The organism is Micromonospora arida (assembly GCF_042873195.1).
GTDB classification, from domain to species: Bacteria; Actinomycetota; Actinomycetes; order Mycobacteriales; family Micromonosporaceae; genus Micromonospora; species Micromonospora arida.
In genome coordinates this window covers 335,979-351,730 of the sequence record NZ_JBIALC010000001.1, presented here as the reverse complement: position 1 = coordinate 351,730, position 15,752 = coordinate 335,979, and the positions used below count along the sequence as shown (strand labels likewise).

Below are 15,752 nucleotides of genomic sequence, written 5' to 3'. Positions count from 1 at the left end.
AGCACCGATATCCCCAAAACGGACTTACGACGCCGAAGACGCCTCTAGGCTCTGAGCAGGCTATTTACACCATCTGCTGCGGGAGCCTGGGTGAGCGCTGAAAAGCTGGTCGTGATCGGTCAGGGGTACGTCGGACTGCCGCTGGCCATGCGGGCCGTCGAGGCGGGGCTCGACGTGGTCGGTCTCGACGTCGACGCCGACCGGGTGAAGCGTCTCGCCTCCGGCGAGTCGTTCGTCGAGGACATCCCGGCCGACCGGCTGGGCCGCGCGTTGGGCAGCGGCCGCTACCACCCCAGCACGGAATACACCGACGCTGACGGGTTCGACATCTGTGTCATCACGGTGCCGACCCCGCTGCGCGACGGGACCCCGGACCTGAGCTTCGTCGAGCAGGCCGGCGTCGGTATCGGCCCGTACGTACGCCCCGGCTGCACGGTGATCCTGGAATCGACCACCTACCCCGGCACCACCGAGGAGCTGCTGCGCCCGCTGTTGGAGTCGGCCAGCGGCCTGACCAGCCCCGGTGACTTCCACCTCGGCTACAGCCCCGAGCGGATCGACCCGGGCAACCCGACCTGGCGGCTGGAGAACACCCCGAAGGTGGTCTCCGGTGTGGACCCGGCGGCGCTGGCCCGGGTGGACGAGTTCTACCAGCGCCTCGTCGAACGCACCGTACCGGTGGACTCCACCCGCGTCGCCGAGCTGACCAAGCTGATCGAGAACACGTTCCGCCAGGTCAACATCGCGCTGATCAACGAGCTGACCATGCTCTCGCACCACCTCGACATCGACGTCTGGGAGGCGATCGACGCCGCCTCGACCAAACCGTTCGGCTTCATGCCGTTCCGGCCCGGCCCCGGCGTCGGCGGCCACTGCCTGCCCATCGACCCGTGCTACCTGTCCTGGCAGGTCAAGCGCCGCCTCGGTCGGCAGTTCCGGTTCATCGAGCTGGCCAACGACGTCAACCACGAGATGCCCGAGCACGTCGCCCAGCGGATCATGGGTGGGCTGAACCGGGACGGCCGGGCCGTCAGCGGCGCCCGACTGCTGCTGCTCGGTCTGGCGTACAAGAAGAACACCGGCGACATGCGCGACTCCCCCGCCGTGGACGTGGCCCGTCGGTTGCAGGCCCTCGGCGCCGAGGTGCACGCCGTCGAGCCGTACGCCGAGGCGCACCAGATCCCCGCCGGAGTCACAGTGGTCGGGCTCAGCGAGCGTGAGGTGCGCGCGGCCGACGCCGTGGTGGTGGCCACCGACCATGACAGCTTCGACTACGACCTCGTCGTCAGGCACGCCCGCTACGTCTTCGACACCCGCAACCGGTGCGTCGGCCCGATGGTCGAGCGCCTGTAGACCCGGCACCGCTGGCCGGTCCCGCCGCCGGGGAAGATGGCGGGACCGGCCAGCGGATGTCCGTCCGGTCGCCGGGGTCGGACCCGGCCGGTCCGGACCGCGACCGGCTCACTGGTCGGCGAGCGCCTCGACGACCGGGCGGGACAGCGCCCGGCGGGCCGGCAGCACCGAGGCGAGCAGAGCGGCGAGCACCGCGACACCGAGGATCAGCCCGAGCTGGCCGAGCGGCAGCACCACGTGGAAGTCGCCGCCGAGGCGGTCCAGCAGGGCCATCGCGGACGCGCTGACTCCGGTGCCGAGCCCGACCCCGAGCACCGCGCCGACCAGCGCCATCAGCACCGCCTCGACGGCGAGCACAGCCCGCATCCGCCCTCGGGTGAGCCCGACCGCCCGCAGCACGGCGTTCTCCCTGGTCCGTTCGACCACCGACAGGCTCAGGGTGTTCGCCACACCGACCAGGGCGATCACCACGGCCAGACCGAGCAGCGCGGTGACGAAGGCGAGCAGCATGTCCACAGTGCCGGTGAGCATCTTCTTGTACGCGCCCTGGTCCATCAGGTTCACCGTCGGGTAGCGGCCCAGCACTGCGGTGATCGCGTCGCGGGCCCGCTCGGGGCTCACCCCGGCGGCGGGGTCGATCTCGGCCAGGTAGCCGCGCCGGGCGGGGAAGAGCTCGGCGAAGTCCTGGTCGGACAGGTCGATGACGTGACCCGCGGGCACCTCACCACCGGGGCTGTCGTCGGTCACCACGGCGGCCACCCGGAACGACCTCCCCCCGACGGTCACCGGGGAGCCGACCTGCCAGCCGCGGGCCCGCGCCAACTCGCTGTGCACCAGCACCTGCCCCGGCCCGACCCGCTCGGCGTCGCCGGCCAGCACTCCGCTCAGCGTCCGGCCGACCAGCGCCGGGTGGGCCGCGCGGATCTCGACGTCGTCGACGACAGTGTTGCGCTGCTCGTGCACGACACCAAGCTCGGGACGGGAGGCGAGCTCGCCGACGAGCGCGGCCGGCAGGTCCTGACCGATTCCGCTGACCACGAAGTCCGTCCCGATCTGGGCGTCCACGCTGCGTTCGATGCCGTCCTTGGTGCTGCGGGCGCCAACCATGAACGCTGAGACCAGTCCGATACCGATCACCAGCGCGGTGGCCGTCGCGGCGACCCGCCGCGGATTGCGCACCGTGTTGCTCACCGCCAGCTCACCGATGGTGCCGAGCACTCGTCGGACCGGCCAACCGAACACCCGGGCCAGCGCGGGGACGAGCACGGGCCCGAACAGCACGATCCCGAAGAAGGTGAGCACCCCACCGACCGCCACCAGTAGTAGCTGACCGGCGCTGGCGGCGCCGGCCAGCGCGGCCACACCGACGGCGAGGACCACCGCGCCGATGCTCAGCCGAACCCGACCAGCACCCCGGCTGGGCTGCACCGCGGCGTCGGTGAGCGCGGCCACCGGTGCGATCCGTGTGCCCCGCCAGGCCGGCAGCAGGGCGGCGCACACGGTGAGCCCGGTGCCCAGCAGCAGGCCGGTGAGCACTGTCGAACCGGTCACGGTCAGCCTACCGGTGACCGGCACGTCCAGTTGGGACAGCAGCAGCCGCAACCCGGCGGCGAGGGCCACCCCGAGCAGGACCCCGAGCGCGGAGGCGACCAGCCCCAGCACCGCCGACTCCAGCACTGTGGATCGGAAGACCTGTCCCCGGGTGGCGCCGATCAGGCGCAGCAGCGCGGTCCGTCGGGTCCGCTGGGCCAGCACGATCGCGAAGGTGTTGGCGATCACGAAGCCGGCCACCACGATGGCGACCCCCACGAAGATCAACAGCAGCATGCGGAACTGGTCCACGTTGCGGACCGCGTCCTCCACGGCGTCGTCGAGGATCTGCTGGCGACTCTTCACCGTGGCTTCGGCGCCGGATGCGGCGCGTACCTTCTCGGTCAGCGTCGCGACGTCGGCGCCCGGGCGGGCCGCCACCATGATCCGGCCGTAGCCCCGCTCGCCGGTGAGGGCCAAGGCGTCCGGCCCGACCAGGCCGACGAACGGACCGCCGACGTCGCGGGCGGTGTCCGCCACGTCGACGGTGCCCACCAGGGTGTACGGGCGGGCCGCCCCGCCGGAGGCGCCGATCCGGACCGCCGCGCCGAGCCCGAAGCCCTGCTCGGCCGCCGTCGGCGCGTCGAGCACCACCTCGCCGGCCCGGTCGGGCAACCGGCCGGCCACCACGTCGTACGAGCGCAGCGCGTCCTCGGTGGGGATGGCGACGAGCATGGTGAAGCCGAGCACCGGCCGACCGTCGGCTCCGACGATCCCGGCGGTGTTGGTCAGCTCACCGGCGGCGGCGGCCACCCCGTCGACCGCCCGCACCCGGTCGACCAGCGCCGGGGGCAACACCTCTCGGCCGGCCGAGTAGACCCCCAGATCGGTGTGGCGGTCGAAGGTGCCGGCCCGCTCGTACGCCCCGGCCCGCATCCCGTCGACGAACATCATCGTGCCGGCGACGAACGCGACGCCGAGCACGACGGCGAGCGCCGAGAGCAGCATGCGCAGCGCCTCGGCGCGCAGCGAACGCAGGGTCAGGCGGATCATGCGGGGCTCCCGGTGCAGGTGGCGGATCGGACCCCTCCGACGCTATGGCCGGAACCGGTCTGTCGATCTCCACCTGCGCGCTCGACCTGCGTGCGCCCCGGGTCGCGGTGCGCCCGCCGGCCGCTACGACCCAGGTCGTACGCGGTGTCATCCGCCGGGCGTGACCAGCCCGCTCTCGTACGCCAGGACCACCGCCTGGACCCGGTCGCGCAGCTGGAGTTTCGCCAGGATCCGCCCGACGTGGGTCTTCACCGTCGCCTCGGCCACGTGCACCCGGGCGGCGATCTCCGCGTTGGACAGCCCCTGGGCGACCAGCAGCAGCACCTCCCGTTCCCGTTCGGTGAGCTGCGCGAGTCGAGGGTCGGCGCCCGGAGCGGCGCCGAGCTGCCCGGCGAACCGGTCCAGCAGGCGTCGGGTGATCGACGGAGCCACCACCGAGTCGCCCTGGGCCACCACCCGGATCGCGGCCAGCAACTCCTCCGGCGGGACGTTCTTGAGCAGGAAGCCACTCGCCCCGGCCTGCAGCGCCGCGAACGCGTCCGCCTCGGTGTCGAAGGTGGTCAGCACCAGCACCCGAGGGCCACCAGCGGGCCGCTCGGCGCAGAGTCGACGGGTCGCCTCCACCCCGTCCATGGTGGGCATCCGGATGTCCATCACCACCACGTCGGCCTCGGTGCGGGCGAGCACCCGCAGGGCGTCCGCGCCGTCGATCGCCTCCCCGACGACCTCCAGGTCGGGCTGGGATTCCAGCACCATCCGGAACCCGGCGCGGACCAGCGCCTGGTCGTCCACGATCACCACCCGGACCGTCATGCCGCAATCACCTCCGTTGCCGGCTCTGACGGTAGCGGCAGCCGAACCTCTACTTGCCAGCCCCCGGCCAGCCGGGGACCGGCGGTGAGGCTGCCGTCGTACACCGTCACCCGCTCCCGCATGCCGAGCAGGCCGTGACCGCCGGACGGCGCCGGGCTGACCAGCGGGCGGCCGCGACCGTCGTCGACCACCCGGACCACGACGGCCTCGGCGGTGTACGACAGGACGACCTCGACGCCCGCGCCGACGCCGGCGTGCTTGAGCGCGTTGGTCAACGCCTCCTGCACCACCCGGTAGACGGTCAGCTCCAGGCCCGGCGGCAGGGCCGGTGGCGCACCGGTGACGGTGCTGCGGACGTGCAGACCGGCGTCGTCGAAGCGGGCCAGCAGGTCGGGCAGCTCGGCCAGCGCGAGGCGTCGGTGCTCGGGGTCGGCCGCCACCGCCAGCCCGTCGGCCCCGTCCGCGCCGGCCGGGCCGGCGTCGCGCAGAACGCCGACCAGGCGGCGCATCTCCTCCAGCGCCTGCCGGCCGGTGTCCGCGACCACCTTCACGGCGGTGCGCGCCTGGGCGGGGTCACGGTCGAGCATGAACCGGGCCCCGTCCGCCTGGACGATCATCACGGCCATGCTGTGGGCGACCACGTCGTGCAGCTCACGGGCGATCCGGGTGCGCTCCTCGGCGACCGCCGCCCGGGACTCGGCCTCCCGCTCGCGTTCCAGGGTGGTGGCCCGCTCCTCCAGGCTGAGCACGTAGAGCCGGCGGGTCCGCACGTTCAGCGCGACCAGCCACACCGCCCCGGTGACCAGTGCGTACCACAGCGCGGTCACCCACCACTGGATGACGTTGGGGGTCTGTGCGGCGGCCAGCAGCACGCCGACTGCCGCGACCGCGCCGGCGAGTACGCCGTCGCGCAGCCGCCGGCCGTACTTCACCACGCTGTAGAGCGCGATCAGGACGGCCACGTCGTAGATGAGCGGACCCCAGCGGGCGATCACCTGGATCAGGGCGAGCACCGCGACCGCCACCGTCACCGCGCTCGGGTGGGTGCGGCGGAACAGCAGCGCCACCGCCATCCCCACGCCCACCGCCGTGGCCGCCCAACCGCCCGGCTGGTTCACCGCCGCGGCCAGGGAGACGAGGACCACCAGCGCGGCGACGGCCACGTCGAAGGCGGCGCCGCGCAGCGGGCGACCGAACAGGGTGCGTCTCACGGTCACCCAGCGTACGTGCCGGGATGCAAGGCCCTCGCGCCCCGCGCCCGGGCTCAGCCGCCGAGGACCTCACGCATGCGGTCGATCTCGACGGTCTGCTCGGTGGCGACGGAGTTGGCGAACTCGTTGAGCGTCAGGTCGGAGCCGACCGTGAGCAGGTTGGTGGCCATCTCGATGGCGCCCTGGTGGTGCTCGGTCATCATCTGGACGAAGAGCCGGTCGAAGTCGGCGCCACGGGCCGCGGCGAGCTGCCGCATCGCCTCTGGCGACTGCATGCCGCGCATGGTGCCGTGGTCGTGCCCCTGCACCTCCGCCGGCAGGCCACGGGTCTGCAGCCAGCCGCGCATCATGCCCATCTCCGGCCCCTGGCTGGCTCGGATGCGCTCGGCGATGGCCCGGACGTCGGGGTCGGCGGCCCGGTCGGGGGCGAGCTCCGCCATCGCCAGGGCCTGCGCGTGGTGCGGGATCATCATCCGGACGAAATAGACGTCCAGCGAGTTGTGCGAGGCGGGACCGGCGTCGCGGACCTCGTGCGCCGGGCGGGTGGCCGCCGTCTCGCCCGGGCGGCCGGGCGCGATGACGGTCAGGTCGGTGGGGACGGGGCTGGCCGTCGGCGACGCGGCGGAGGTGGCGGGCGCGGAGACCGGCTGCGGTGCGCTCGTGCCGGTGTCGCCGTCGAGGCGGATCACCATGAACACCACCAGCGGCAACACGAGAGCCAGTGTGACGACCGCCAGGGTGCGTGCGCGCCGGTTGGTCATGGGCCACTCCCTGCAGTCGAGGTCACCGCGATGCTATCCATTGAAGAACCCACTTTCATGTGATCCAGCTCACATCGACGTTCTTCGTCGGACGGTAACGTGTCAACCATCGTCTCCCCCTTGCGAAGGGCCCCGCCGATGATCAGATTCCACAAGCCACGGTTACGACAACTGCGTGTCGTGGCACTCGCCACGACCGGCCTCCTCGTCGCCAGCGCCCTCGTCGCCCCGGCGAGCAGCGCCCAGACGGTGCCGCAGGCGGCCCCGGCCCCCGCGCTCACCAACACGATCCCGGGCGTCGACGAGATCGTGAGCAGCCCCAACCTGCGCCAGATCGCCAACGTCCCCAAGGTCGCCCCACTGGACGCGACCAACAGCGACATCGCCTTCCAGGGCAAGTACGCGTTCGCCGGCAACTACAACGGCTTCGTCATCTATGACATTTCGCGGCCCAGCGCGCCGACGGTCAAGGCCCGGGTGCTCTGCCCGGGGTCGCAGAACGACATCTCCGTCCACGGTGACCTGCTCTTCCTCTCCACCGACTCGTCGCGCAGCGACGACTCCTGCAACAGCACCACGCAGGGAGCGGACGTGAAGGGCTCGTGGGAGGGCATCAAGGTCTTCGACATCAAGGACAAGGCCAACCCGCGCTACATCAAGTCCGTCGAGACGGCCTGCGGCTCCCACACCCACACCCTGGTGCCGGGCAAGGACCGCAAGGCCATCTACCTGTACGTCTCGTCGTACAGCCCGCGGGCCGAATTCCCGGACTGCCAGCCGCCGCACGACTCCATCTCCATCATCAAGGTGCCGGTGAAGAAGCCGACCGACGCGGCCGTGGTCGCGACGCCGAACCTCTTCCCGGACGGCGGCTTCCCCGGCAGCCAGACCGGCTCGGCGACCACCGGTTGCCACGACATCACCGCCTACCCGTCGAAGGACCTGGCCGCCGGCGCCTGCATGGGTGACGGCATCCTGCTCGACATCAAGAACCGCGAGGCCCCCCGGGTCATCAACCGGGTCCGGGACGAGGTCAACTTCGCGTTCTGGCACTCGGCCACCTTCAACAACGCCGGCACCAAGGTGATCTTCACCGACGAGCTGGGTGGCGGCGGGGCGGCGACCTGCAACGAGACCGTCGGCCCGAACCGCGGCGCGGACGCCATCTACGACATCGCCGGCCGCGGCAACGCCCGGACGATGACCTTCCGCAGCTACTACAAGATCCCCCGGGCGAACGCCGACACCGAGAACTGCGTGGCGCACAACGGCTCGCTGATCCCGGTGCTCGGCAAGGACATCATGGTCCAGGCGTGGTACCAGGGTGGTATCTCGGTGTTCGACTTCACCGACTCGGCCAACCCGAAGGAGATCGCCTTCTGGGAGCGCGGCCCGCTCTCGGCCGACACGTTCGTCGGCGGCGGCACCTGGTCCGCGTACTACTACAACGGCCACATCTACTCGAACGACATGGTGAAAGGCCTGGACGTCCTGGAGCTGAACGACTGGCGTACCTGGTCGGCCAAGCTGACCCGCTACCAGGAGCTCAACGTGCAGACCCAGCCCAGCTACCTGGGCTGGTAGCCACCACGCACCACGCACCACGCACCACGCACCACGCACCACACCGGGCCCGGTCCCCGATCTCCGGGGGCCGGGCCCGGCCCTGTTCGCGCACGTCCGCCCGTCAGCTCATCGGCAGGATCCTCCACATGTCCATCGGGACGCCGGTGGGGCCGATCGTCGGTTGTCTCCCGCCCCGGGCCGGCCTGTCGGGTTCCGCGCGCCGCAGCACCTCGGCTGGTCGACCGCGCTCCCCCGGTCCTCGGTGGGGCTGGTCACCCTGACGGCGCCAGCGCGGGCGGCAGACCCGCCACCGTGTCAACGTGGTCAGACGTGAAGCTTGACGTCGTCGCACCGCCCGCCCCACCCGCGCCGACCACCCGCTGGCGACCCCACCCGCTGGACCTGGTGGCGGTCGTCCTCGCCGTGGTCGGCGCCGCCTGCGCGCTGAGCGGGCTGCTGCCCCGCGCGGAGACCACCGCCACACTGCACCGGATCCTGCCGCTGCTGCTCTTCCTCGGCACCGTGATCGTGCTCGCCGAGCTGACCGCCGTGGCCGGTGTGTTCGACGTGCTGGCCAGCCGACTGGCCATCGCCTCGCGGGGGAGGTGGGCGGCGCTGTTCCTGCTCTGCGGCGGCCTGGCGACGCTGACCACCCTCGTGCTCAACCTCGACACCACCGCCGTGCTGCTCACCCCGGTCCTGCTCGCGCTGGCGCGCACCCTGCGCGTTCCCGCCGCCCCGCTCGCGGTCACCACGGTCTGGCTGGCGAACACCGCCAGCCTGCTGTTGCCGGTGTCCAACCTGACCAACCTGCTGGCCGCCGACCGGGTCGGGCTGGCGCCCCTGACGTACGCGACCCGCATGGCGCTGCCGCAGCTGGTGGCGGTGGCGGTCACCATGGCGCTTCTCTGGTTCACCTGGTGGCGACGGGACCAACCGACTGGCGGGCGTTTCGTCCCGCCGGCCGCGCACGTGCCGGCGGACCCGGTGCTGCACCGCACCGCCCTCGCCGGTTGCCTGCTCTTCATCGGCGGGATCCTCGCCGGCGTGCAGATCGGTCTCGCCTCCACCGTCGCGCTGGCGCTGGTGCTGGTCGGGTTCGTCGTCCGCTCCCCCGCCACGCTGCGCCCGGGGCTGGTGCCGGTGCGCCTACTGCTCTTCGTCACCGGCCTGTTCCTGGTGGTGCAGACCCTCGGCCGGCACGGGCTGGACGACGTGGTGGGCACCATGCTCGGGGCCGACGGTGGTGCGCTCGGCGCGCTACGCGCCGGCGGCACCGGAGCGCTGCTCGCCAACGCGCTGAACAACCTGCCGGCCTACCTGGCCGGCGAGTCGGTGCTGCCGGCCGGCGACGCGACCCGGCTGCTGGCCCTGCTGATCGGCACCAACGTCGGCCCGCTGGCCGCACCCTGGGCGTCGCTGGCGACCCTGCTGTGGTTCGAGCGGTGCCGGGCGGCCGGGGTGGCGGTGCCGCTGACCCGGTTCGTGCTGACCAGCATCCTGCTCGCGGTCACCGGCACGCTCGGCGCGGTCGGCGCGCTGCTGCTGGTGAGCTGATCCCGGCGGGACGATCCAGTGCGCGGCGTTCGGCTCAGTCCCGGTACACGGCGAGCTGAAGCTCCGTGACGCCCTTCTCCGGGGTGTCCGCGCAGTAGTCCAGGTAGACCTCCCGGGCGAAACCGTCGGTGCGGTAGCCGTTATCCTCGATCCACCGGGCGAGCGCCTGCATGCTGGGCTCGACGTCGTCCATCGCACCGTGGTGGATGATGGTCGCCGCGCTGCGCAGCGCCGGCAGGTCGCGCACCGTGACGTCGGGAGCAGCGGCCGGCTCGGCGTCGACGAGCACCCCGGCGTGGACGACGACAGCGTCACCGCCCGCGTCGGCGGGCTCGTACCAGGCGATGGCGGGCCCGGTCGGGTTGACACCGGCCGCCGACAACCGCCGGAACAGCTCGGGGTAGAGCGGTTGGATCACCGGTCCGATGTCCTCGCCCTGGTAGCTGGCCGCGACGGCGGACAGCTCCGCGACGCGGGCCGGTGCGATCTCCTTGAGTACGACGTCCTGGGTGGTCATCCGACCCTCCGACTCGATCATCCGGAGCCTCGCCTCCACGGCCGCCAGCCGGGCCGTGTCGGCGGCCAACTGCTCAGCTAGCTGGCTCCGGCGCAGCCGCAGCATGCCGCGCAGCTCGGCCACGTCGACGGCGTCGTCGACGATCGCGCGCACCTGTTCCAGGGTGAGGCCCAGCTCCTTGAGGGCGATCACCCGGTTGAGCCGACGGAGCTGGTCGGCGCGGTAGAAGCGGTAACCGCTGTGCGGGTCGACGCTGGCGGGGCGCAGCAGGCCGATGCTGTCGTAGTGGCGCAGCATCCGCACCGACACCCGGCCGAGTCTGGCGAAGTCTCCGATGGTGAACATGGTCCCCTCACACTCGTCCCTGACAGCGTGTCAGAGTCAAGCGTGGTGTGCGGGGCGGCCGTCAGTGGCGGGCGGGGCGCGGGCCGACCAGCCGGCGGACCATCGGAGCGGCGTTCCACTTGGCCGCGCCGACCAGGTCGCGGGCGTGCTCCAGGACCGTGTAGTCGGGTCGGGTCAGCCCCTCGGCGAGGGCCCGGTCCAGGTCGTTGCCGCAGCGGCTGAGCACGGTGTCGAAGTCCCGACGGACCGGCTCCTGCAGGTCGTAGCCGAAGGAGCGGTGCAGCCGGGCGAAGAGCGGCTTGTACAGCCGGACCCGCTCGTGCAACCCCGACGAGTACGACATCGGGTTCTTCGGACGGCGGAGGATGTAGTCGGGCAGCACGTCGGCGAACGCCCGCCGGACGATCCACTTCTCCTGCCCGTGGCGCAGCTTCAGATCCACCGGCAACCGCATCGCCAGCTCCACCACGCTCAGGTCGAGGAACGGCACCCGGGCCTCCACGCCGTATGCCATGGCGGCCCGGTCGACCCGCTGCAACTCGGTGCGGCACAGGTTGTGGATCCGATGCCGGAACAGTCGGCGGGCCGCCGCCGGGGCGACCTGGTGGTACATCGGGTACCCGCCGAACAGCTCGTCGGAGCCGTCGCCGGTCAGCACCACCTTGATGCCCAGGTCGCGGAGCCGCCGGAAGATCGGCACCGAGACGACCGCGTTGATGATGTCGCCGTACTCGGTCAACTCGGAGATCCGGATGGCCTCGCGGACGTCGGCGAGCCGGATGTCGCGCGGTCGCAGCTCGACCACCACGTGCGGCACGTCGAGGTCGGCGGCGAGCCGCCGGGCGTACGCCACGTCGGGGCTGTCGGCCACGCCGACGGTCACCGCGACGCAGTCCGGGTGGATGTCGCGCACCTGCCGCAGGGTCACCGAGCTGTCCAGCCCACCGGAGAGCACCACCCCGACGGTCAGATCGGTCTCCACCCGCATCCGGATCGCGTCGCTGAGCGCGGCGCGGACCAGCAGCGCGGCCTCGTCCGGGTCGTCGATGACCGGCAGGCCGTCACCGATGGTGAGCAGGTCGACGTACGGGCTCAGTCGCACGTGCCCGTCCGCCTCCGCCCAGCCGTGGTGCCCGGGCGGCACCTCGGCGATCGGGGCGCCGTGTCCGACGAGGGCCTTGACCTCGGAGGCGAGGTGCAGGCAGCCGGGTCGACGGGACCAGTACAACGGCTTGACCCCGAGCGGGTCGCGGGCCAGGTACGCCCGGCCGGTGGCCCGTTCGACGACCGCGAAGGCGTACTCACCGCGGAGCCGGGTGACCGCCGCCTCGCCCCACTGCTGGAACGCGGCGAGCAGCACCTCGGTGTCGCTCTCGGTGCGGAAGGCCTGCCCCAGGTGGGTCAGCTGCGCCCGCAACTCCCGGTAGTTGAAGATCTCGCCGTTGAAGCAGAGCAGCCACCGCTCGTCGGTCGACGTCCACGGTTGCACCGCCCGGTCCCGGTCGACGACCCGCAGCCGGCGGGTGCCGGCGAGCAGCCCGCTCTCGGACCGGGTCTCGGTGACCTCACCGCGCGGGGCCAGGGCGGCGAGCATCCGCCGGAAGGTCGTCGGGTCGGCCTCGGGGCCGATGCTCAACGCGATGCCGCACACGGCTCAGACCCCCATCTCGGCCTCGTACGCCCGGCGTAGGCGACGCCGGGCGGTGGGCGCGAGACACAGGTGCCAGGCCTGCCCCTCGTCGATGACGTTCAGCTCACCGGCCTCCTGCCGGCTCAGCAGCAGCTCCGCCAGGGCCTCGCGCGCGCCGAACCGCTCGAACCAGGCCAGCTCGACGTCGGCCGAGTAGCCGAGGCAGTGCCCGCTGGGCAGCATCGCCGCGTAGCCCAGGCGGCGCAGCCGGTACTGGTGCTCGGCGCTGCGGACCAGGCTGGTCACCCAGAGCGGCGGGGTGGCCGGCGGCGCGACGGCGGCGAACTCCCGTCCGATGTCGTTGAGCAACGCCACCACCTCGCGCCGGGCGCGGCGGAACAGCAGCCCCGCGGTGCGCGGGGTGGCGTCGGGTCGCAGTCGGCGACGCAGCCCGCGGGCGGCCCGGCCCAGCATCGTGGCGGGCTGCTCCTGATAGCGGAAGCGCAGCAGGTCGCGGCGGCGCAGCCACTCCAGATCGACCAGCTCGGGGCTGCCGTTGACCTGGTCGTCGGTGACGAAGGTCGGCGCGTCCTGCCACCACAGCACGTCGATGCGGGAGAGCAGATAGATCCGTACCAGCGCGCTGAGGTCGGTCGCCGAGGTGCGGTCGTTCGGTTGGTAGCGGGCCATCTCCAGCAGCAACGTCTCGCGCGCGCCGATCAGCCCCTGCGGGGTGGCGTCGAGGACCGCGGCGAGGGCTGGCTCCCGCAGCCGCTCGTCGATGAGCACCTGCCGGGCCCGGGTGCTCGCCGCGTCGGCCAGGGCGCCGACCTCGACCAGCAGGTCGGCGACGGCGGCCCGGTAAGCGGGCAGGTCGGGGGCGGGGGCGGGAACGCGGCGGGGGGTCGCACCGGAGGGTCGGCGGCGGGCCGGAGCCGCAGGCGACGGAGGCGAACCGGGTTGCTGTCCCGGGCTACGGCTGGGCACTCGCATGACAGGTCCCTCTCTCCGGTCACGACACTGGGTGGTTCGCCCTGAAACACACCGTAATCATCGGGACCGGAACGGACCGAACAATCCTCCTATTTCCCCCCTAACGGAGCGTGGACGACGCAGGGGTGATCCTTGGGCCTGGCGCTTTGGAGCTGATGTCGCCAACGAATCAACGCCGCCGGCTTCGCAAGCGGAGCCGTGGTGCACACGAGCGGGCCCTGACGTCACACAGGCGGGCGTGACGTCACACAGGCGGGCCCGTCACACAGGCGGACACGTGATGTCGCAAACGATTCAGCTCCAAAGGCACCGACCAACACACCACCCACCGACGCCCGACGGACCGACGCCCGCCGGGCCGACGGCCGACGGACCGACGCCCGCCGGGCCGACGGCCGACGCCCGCCGACTTCCGGCCGGCCGGGCCGCATCGAGCGAGCCGAGCACAGCACCCGCCGACGGGCCGCCTGGGGCGGGCCAGGCCCTGCTCGGCAACCACCGCCGGAGCGCCGGCAACCACCGTCAGTCGCCGTCCATCGGCACCAGGGCCTGCACCTCGGCGTACGACGGCAGTCCCGTCGGTGTGGTGGGCCCGCCGTCGCGGACGGCGTCGGCGGCGGCGAGCGCGGCACCCAGCGCGGCCCGGAACAGCAGCGAGCCGGTGCTGACCCGGGCCACCCCGACGCCGCCCAACTCAGCCAGCCCTGGGCCGCCCGGCTGGTACAGCGCGTTAACCGGAGCGTCGATCCGCTCGGTGAGGACGCGCAGGGTGGCCAGGTCGACAGTCCCGGGCACGAAGATCCCGTCGGCACCGGCCACCCGGTAGGCACGAGCACGAGCGAGGGTCTGCGGCAGCGGGTCGTCCACCCCGAGCCACCAGGTGTCGGTGCGGGCGTTGATGAACAGCTCCGGTGCCGCCGCCTTCACGGCCACAATCTTGGCAACGGCGAGCTCGGTGTCGGCGAGGGTGCCATCGGCACGCCCGTCCTCCAGGTTGATCCCGACCACGCCAAGCCCGGCCAACTCCGCCACGTACTCGGCGACCTCCGCCGGGTCGTCACTGAAGCCACCTTCCACGTCAACGCTGAGCAGCATCGGCAGCCGAATCAGCCGGCGGGCCAGGGCGAGGGTCTCCCCCGCGGTGGCCGCAACGCCGTCGGGAAGGCCTGCGGTCGCGGCGACCCCGAGGCTGGTGGTGCCGATGGCCGGATGCCCACGCGCGGCGAGCGCCGCCGCCGAGGCGTGGTCCCACGCGTTGGGCAACAGCAGTGGGCGGCCGGCGTGATGCAGGGCGTGGAACGCGGCACGACGTTCGCTCATCGGACGTTCACCTCCAGACTCGTCGGTACCCGCAGGGTCGGGTGCGGCTCGTGGCACACCGGGGTCGGATCACGCCGGCAGCGTTCCCGCAGCACGTCGAGCACCCCGCTGGCCAGCGCCAGGGCGTGCCGGTCACCGGGGCAACCCCGCTCCCCCGTGCCGAAGGTCAACAGCCCGGCACCGGGTCGACCGGGCTGGAACGCCGCGGGCTCGGTGAACGCCTGCGGGTCACGGTTGGCCGCGTCGAACCGCAGCAGCACGAGGCTCCCGGCCGGCAGATCCTGCCCGCCCAGCCGTACCTCGTGGACGGTGACCCGTCGGGTGGCCCGGACCGGTGGGTCGAGGCGCAGCACCTCGGCCAGCAGGTCGGCGGTCCGTGCCGTGGCCGGAGGTCGCGGGGCGGCCGGTGGCAGCAGGTGATGGGTGGCGGCGCCGATCAGGCCGGCGGTCGCGTCGCACGCCTGGACCAGCAGACCGATCAGGTTCGCCCGTACCTCCGGCGGGCCCTGCGGCGCGAGCGCCAGCAGCGCCGTCACCGCCCGGTCGGCCCGCGCGGTCAAGGCCGGGTCCACCCCCGGGTGGTACGCCGCCGCGACGACCGCGACCGCCGTCCCGGCGGCTGCCGGATCCGCGAAACCGAGGCGATCGGCCAACGCCCGTAGCGGAACCGGCCGGGCCAGTTCCCGCATCACGTCGACGCGGTCGCCGGCGCGGTCGAGAACGGCAACGGTCAGCCGTGCCGCGTCCTGTCGCAGGTCGTCCGGGTCCAGCCCGGCCAGCGCGCTCACCGCGACCGCCCGACGCTCGGCGTGCCGTCGCGGTGGACTGAACCGGCTGACCGTGGCGCGCAGCCAGGCGAGGGTGCCGGGCGGACCGGTGTCGACGGCCGGCACCTGGAACGCCGGGTCGGTCAGTGCCGCGCGCACGTCGGCGTGCCGGGTCACCCACCAACCGCGTTCCGGTTCGAACGAGGGCGGCCCGCACGCCGGTGTTCCCGGGGCGGACGCAATGAGCGGCCAGTTGTCAGTCACCGCCCGACCGTAGGGCCCGAACCGTTCGCCGTACACCGAACGATCCCGCCGCGGTCACCTAGCTGCTCGCCG

General features: G+C 72.6%; 12 protein-coding genes. 3 read left to right on the top strand and 9 right to left on the bottom strand.

Annotated features, from left to right (window positions below; translation table 11 throughout):
* Positions 1-90 precede the first annotated feature (90 nt).
* Positions 91-1,353 carry a nucleotide sugar dehydrogenase gene (locus tag ACFYP0_RS01740; RefSeq protein ID WP_355496228.1) on the top strand — a complete coding sequence of 421 codons (1,263 nt, stop codon included), beginning with the start codon at positions 91-93 and terminating at the stop codon, positions 1,351-1,353.
* A gap of 108 nt (positions 1,354-1,461) precedes the next feature.
* On the opposite strand, the gene ACFYP0_RS01735 is transcribed toward ACFYP0_RS01740, so the two are convergent.
* The 4 genes from ACFYP0_RS01735 to ACFYP0_RS01720 form a co-directional block, all read right to left on the bottom strand.
* A complete protein-coding gene (locus ACFYP0_RS01735) occupies positions 1,462-3,936 on the bottom strand; it encodes an ABC transporter permease (protein ID WP_355496230.1) in 2,475 nt (824 codons plus the stop codon).
* Between the two features lie 147 nt (positions 3,937-4,083).
* Complete coding sequence (locus ACFYP0_RS01730) at positions 4,084-4,749, bottom strand: response regulator (protein ID WP_124863138.1); 666 nt, start codon at positions 4,747-4,749, stop codon at positions 4,084-4,086.
* Positions 4,746-5,966 carry a sensor histidine kinase gene (locus ACFYP0_RS01725; protein WP_124863135.1) on the bottom strand — a complete coding sequence of 407 codons (1,221 nt, stop codon included), beginning with the start codon at positions 5,964-5,966 and terminating at the stop codon, positions 4,746-4,748. The genes ACFYP0_RS01730 and ACFYP0_RS01725 overlap by 4 nt, the downstream gene beginning before the upstream one ends.
* Positions 5,967-6,013: 47 nt before the next feature.
* A complete protein-coding gene (locus ACFYP0_RS01720) occupies positions 6,014-6,721 on the bottom strand; it encodes a DUF305 domain-containing protein (RefSeq protein WP_124863133.1) in 708 nt (235 codons plus the stop codon).
* Between the two features lie 138 nt (positions 6,722-6,859).
* Between ACFYP0_RS01720 and ACFYP0_RS01715 the strand changes: the two genes are divergently transcribed.
* Both ACFYP0_RS01715 and ACFYP0_RS01710 read left to right on the top strand, forming a co-directional pair.
* Positions 6,860-8,305, top strand: coding sequence for an LVIVD repeat-containing protein (locus ACFYP0_RS01715; protein WP_091397814.1), 1,446 nt, complete (start codon positions 6,860-6,862; stop codon positions 8,303-8,305).
* Between the two features lie 312 nt (positions 8,306-8,617).
* Positions 8,618-9,844 carry an ArsB/NhaD family transporter gene (locus ACFYP0_RS01710; protein ID WP_386993954.1) on the top strand — a complete coding sequence of 409 codons (1,227 nt, stop codon included), beginning with the start codon at positions 8,618-8,620 and terminating at the stop codon, positions 9,842-9,844.
* A 34-nt stretch (positions 9,845-9,878) separates the two neighbouring features.
* Here ACFYP0_RS01710 and ACFYP0_RS01705 read toward each other — a convergent pair whose 3' ends face one another.
* From ACFYP0_RS01705 to ACFYP0_RS01685, 5 genes are all read right to left on the bottom strand, one after another.
* On the bottom strand, positions 9,879-10,706 hold the full coding sequence (locus ACFYP0_RS01705) for a MerR family transcriptional regulator (RefSeq protein WP_124853339.1): 828 nt from the start codon (positions 10,704-10,706) through the stop codon (positions 9,879-9,881).
* 61 nt (positions 10,707-10,767) lie between these two features.
* Positions 10,768-12,357: an asparagine synthetase B family protein gene (locus ACFYP0_RS01700; RefSeq protein WP_124853338.1), complete on the bottom strand. Its 1,590-nt coding sequence runs from the start codon at positions 12,355-12,357 to the stop codon at positions 10,768-10,770.
* A 3-nt stretch (positions 12,358-12,360) separates the two neighbouring features.
* Positions 12,361-13,329: a DUF5715 family protein gene (locus ACFYP0_RS01695; protein ID WP_355585632.1), complete on the bottom strand. Its 969-nt coding sequence runs from the start codon at positions 13,327-13,329 to the stop codon at positions 12,361-12,363.
* Positions 13,330-13,851: 522 nt separating this feature from the next.
* On the bottom strand, positions 13,852-14,649 hold the full coding sequence (locus tag ACFYP0_RS01690) for an isocitrate lyase/PEP mutase family protein (protein ID WP_124854473.1): 798 nt from the start codon (positions 14,647-14,649) through the stop codon (positions 13,852-13,854).
* Positions 14,646-15,680 (bottom strand): cytochrome P450, encoded by a 1,035-nt coding sequence (locus ACFYP0_RS01685; RefSeq protein ID WP_386993951.1) that lies wholly within the window; start codon positions 15,678-15,680, stop codon positions 14,646-14,648. The genes ACFYP0_RS01690 and ACFYP0_RS01685 overlap by 4 nt, the downstream gene beginning before the upstream one ends.
* Positions 15,681-15,752 lie beyond the last annotated feature (72 nt).

Bases quoted from the DNA above. Each gene is read 5' to 3' on its own strand.
- ACFYP0_RS01735 (WP_355496230.1), bottom strand. From the start codon at position 3,936: ATGATCCGCCTGACCCTGCGTTCGCTGCGCGCCGAGGCGCTGCGCATG.
- ACFYP0_RS01730 (WP_124863138.1), bottom strand. From the start codon at position 4,749: ATGACGGTCCGGGTGGTGATCGTGGACGACCAGGCGCTGGTCCGCGCC.
- ACFYP0_RS01720 (WP_124863133.1), bottom strand. From the start codon at position 6,721: ATGACCAACCGGCGCGCACGCACCCTGGCGGTCGTCACACTGGCTCTC.
- ACFYP0_RS01715 (WP_091397814.1), top strand. From the start codon at position 6,860: ATGATCAGATTCCACAAGCCACGGTTACGACAACTGCGTGTCGTGGCA.
- ACFYP0_RS01705 (WP_124853339.1), bottom strand. From the start codon at position 10,706: ATGTTCACCATCGGAGACTTCGCCAGACTCGGCCGGGTGTCGGTGCGG.
- ACFYP0_RS01695 (WP_355585632.1), bottom strand. From the start codon at position 13,329: ATGCGAGTGCCCAGCCGTAGCCCGGGACAGCAACCCGGTTCGCCTCCG.
- ACFYP0_RS01690 (WP_124854473.1), bottom strand. From the start codon at position 14,649: ATGAGCGAACGTCGTGCCGCGTTCCACGCCCTGCATCACGCCGGCCGC.